Below are 3,123 nucleotides of genomic sequence, written 5' to 3' on the forward strand. Positions count from 1 at the left end.
ACCGGGCCGGTTGCCGAACTGCCCGACCGCGCCGCGGCGCGCCGCGCGGGGATGGCGCGGCGGCGCCAGATGCGCGAAAGGCGGCGGGCATGAGCGCGGTTCCGAACCCCGACCTGCTGGCCCGGCTGGGCGCCCCCGACGGGCCGCTCTGGCCCGAGGGGCTGGGCTGGGGGCAGGCCGATCCCGGCGCCGCGCCGGGGCCGCTCTACGCGGTCGAGGAGGCGGCGGTGATCCGCGCGGTGGCCGGACGGCGGGCCGAGTTCGCCGCCGGCCGGGCGGCGGCGCGCGCCGCGCTGGCGGCGATCGGCGTGGCGCCGCAGGCGATCCCGATGGCCGAGGACCGCGCCCCGGTCTGGCCCGCCGGCACCACCGGCAGCATCAGCCACATTCCCGAGGCCTGCCTCGCCGTGGCGGCGCCCGCCGGCCGCGCCGCCGGGCTCGGCCTCGACCTCGAGGTGCTGGCGCCGCTGGAGCCGGATCTGGCGCGCGAGATCGGCCGGCCCGAGGAACTGGCGGCGCTGGGCGGCGATCCCGGGCTGGCGGCGCGGCGGCTGTTTTCAATGAAGGAGGCGGCCTACAAGGCGCAATACGCGCTGTCGCGGACGCTGTTCGGGTTCCACACCCTGGTCTGGGACGGCGCCGCGGGGGGCCTGCGCTTTGTCCGCCGCGTGCCCCCCTTCGCCGAGGGTGCGCTGCTGCCGGTGCGGCGCTGGGAGGGCGCCGGTCTCTGCCTGTCGCTGGTGCTGCTGCCCGAGGGGGCGGTCTATAGCGGCAGCCGCGCCCGCGCCGGCATCATGGTGCGCCGATGAGCGCGCGGGCCGGGCCGGAAACGTGCTGTTTCCCGGGTCCCGTGCGGGCCGCGTGGCCATCCGGCCGCGGCCGGATTAGCCTGTGCCCCCGCGCCCGGCGCCCCGGGGGGCGCATCACCGCCGCGCAGGCCTTGCGGGAGTTTCCACGATGAACCAGTTCCAGAGCTTCGAAGAGGTGGTGGCGGCGTTCTGGCGCCGGGCCTGGCTGATCGTCGCGGTGGCGCTTCTGGGCTCCGCCGCCTCGGTGTGGCTCGCCCTGAACCAGAAGACGCTCTACCAGGCCACCGCGGTGGTGCAGATCGAGGATGCCCGCATCCCCGAGCGGCTGACCTCCTCGGCCGGGACGGCGGCGCCGGGCGAGGAATCGCGCCGGGTGCGCCTGATCGAGCAGCGCCTGATGGCGCGCGACAACCTCCTGGCGCTGATGGAGCAATACCGGCTCTTCGAGGACGAGGAGACGATCAACGAACGCGTCTACGCGCTGCGCCAGGCGGTGACGCTGGAGGAGATCCGCGGCAACGCCCAGCCCTGGCAGACCGACGTCGCGCCCTCGGGGCTGCGCATCTCGGTGCGGCTCGGCGAGGCCGAGAAGGCCGCCGCGGTGGCCAACGACCTGATGACCGCGGTGATCCGGCAGGCGCGCGAGCGCGGTCTGGCCCGGGCCCGCGACACCTTCGCGTTCTTCGACGACGAGGTGGCGCGGATCACCGCCGAGATCGACGCCGCCGAGACCGCCGTCGCGGAGTTCAAGCAGGCCAATGCCGACACCCTGCCGGCGGGCGCCACGGTGCTGCGCGACCAGATCGCCGGCTACCGCGAGAGCCTCCTGGCGCTCGATCAGGAGGTGGTGCGCCTGCGGGCCGGGGCGGATCGCCTGCGCGAGGAGGATCTGGCGCGCCAGATCGCCCTGATCGAGGAGCAGAAGGCGCTGATCGAGACCCGGCTGGGCGAGCTGCAGACCCTGCTCGGGCGCGCGCCGGGCGTGGAGCGCGCGCTGTCCGGGCTGGAGCGCGAGCTCGACCAGCTGCAGGAGCAATACGCGGTGATCACCCGGCGCAAGGCCGAGGCCGAGATGGGCCAGATCCTGCAGGACCGCGAGGAAGCGGAGCGCTTCGAGGTGCTGGAGACCGCGCTGGTCCCCGAGGTGCCGATCTCGCGCAGCCGCAAGAAGGTGGCCTTTGCCGGCGGCGTGGCGTCGCTGATCGCCGGCGTGCTGCTGGCCCTGGCCCTGGAGATCCTCAACCCGGCGATCCGCAACGCCGCCCAGCTCGAGCGGCGGCTCGGCGTGCAGCCGGTGATCACCGTGCCGCCGATCCGCACCCGCGGCGACCGGGCGCGGCGCCGGCTGCTCTATCTCGGCAGCGTCGCGGCGCTGGCGGCGCTGGGCTTCGCGGCGATGCGGACGCTGGGCGGGGCGGTGTCGGATCTGGGCATCCTCGACCGGCTGCTGCTGCGGCATCCGGGTTCGTGAGGCGGCGCGGCGCTCAGTAGGCGTATTTGCGCGCGCTGCTGCCCTCGGCCTTGTTCAGCACGATGCCGAGCAGCGGCACGTCGCTGCCCAGCCGGTGCTCGACCTCGCGGATCTGCGTCTCGGTGGTGATCCCGCCGCCGATCACCAGCAGCACCGCGTCGAAGGCCGGGCGCAGCGCCAGAACGTCGTCGGAGACCAGCGCCGGCGGCAGGTCGAACAGCATCACGTCGGGCGCCAGCCGCGTCTGGATGTCGTCGAGCACGGCGCGGCTGCGCGGATCCTGCAGAAGCTCCGCGGCGTAGGGCTCGCGGGCCTCGTTGAAGCCGAAGGCGATCTGGCGCCCGGCATGGATGGCGTTGGGGCCGATGCAGCGCAGATGCTCTTCCGGGGCGCGGCCGCCGCGCAGCATGTCGCCGATGCGGCCGGGGGCCGGGACGCCGAAGACCCGGTGCAGGTTCGGGTGGCGCATGTCGAGGTCGAGCACCACCGCGCGCAGCCCCTCGCGCCGGGCCAGCGAAATGCCGAGATTGGCGGCGGTGAAGGTCTTGCCGCAGCCCTTGGTAGGCGAGGTCACGGCGATCCGCGTCCAGCCGCGCTCGGCCAGGGCGTGCAGGGTGCGGGTGCGCAGCAGGTCGAAGGCGACATGCGCCGGGTCGTGGCGGCTGGCGGTGATGATGCGGTTGCGGTCGAGATGCCCCTCGTCGAGCGGGAAGCTGCCGAGGCTGGCCCAGAGGCCGGCGATCCGCGCCGCCGCCGGATCCGCGGCCTGCGGCAGTTGCGCCGGCGGCGGCGCAAGGGGCCCCCCCGGGATAGCCGGCGCGGCCGGGCGCGCGGTGGTGGCTG

3 protein-coding genes are annotated in these 3,123 nt (G+C 75.0%); 2 read left to right on the top strand and 1 reads right to left on the bottom strand.

The annotated features are described in order from the left end of the window. Positions 1-89: 89 nt before the first annotated feature. Complete coding sequence (locus ACXYMW_RS19655) at positions 90-809, top strand: 4'-phosphopantetheinyl transferase family protein (protein ID WP_459037025.1); 720 nt, start codon at positions 90-92, stop codon at positions 807-809. A gap of 148 nt (positions 810-957) precedes the next feature. Next, on the top strand, positions 958-2,280 hold the full coding sequence (locus tag ACXYMW_RS19660; RefSeq protein WP_459037026.1) for a GumC family protein: 1,323 nt from the start codon (positions 958-960) through the stop codon (positions 2,278-2,280). 13 nt (positions 2,281-2,293) lie between these two features. Here ACXYMW_RS19660 and ACXYMW_RS19665 read toward each other — a convergent pair. Then, a partial coding sequence (locus ACXYMW_RS19665) for a CpsD/CapB family tyrosine-protein kinase (RefSeq protein ID WP_459037027.1) occupies positions 2,294-3,123 on the bottom strand: 830 nt, incomplete at its 5' end.

Source organism: Roseivivax sp. CAU 1761, assembly GCF_054482755.1.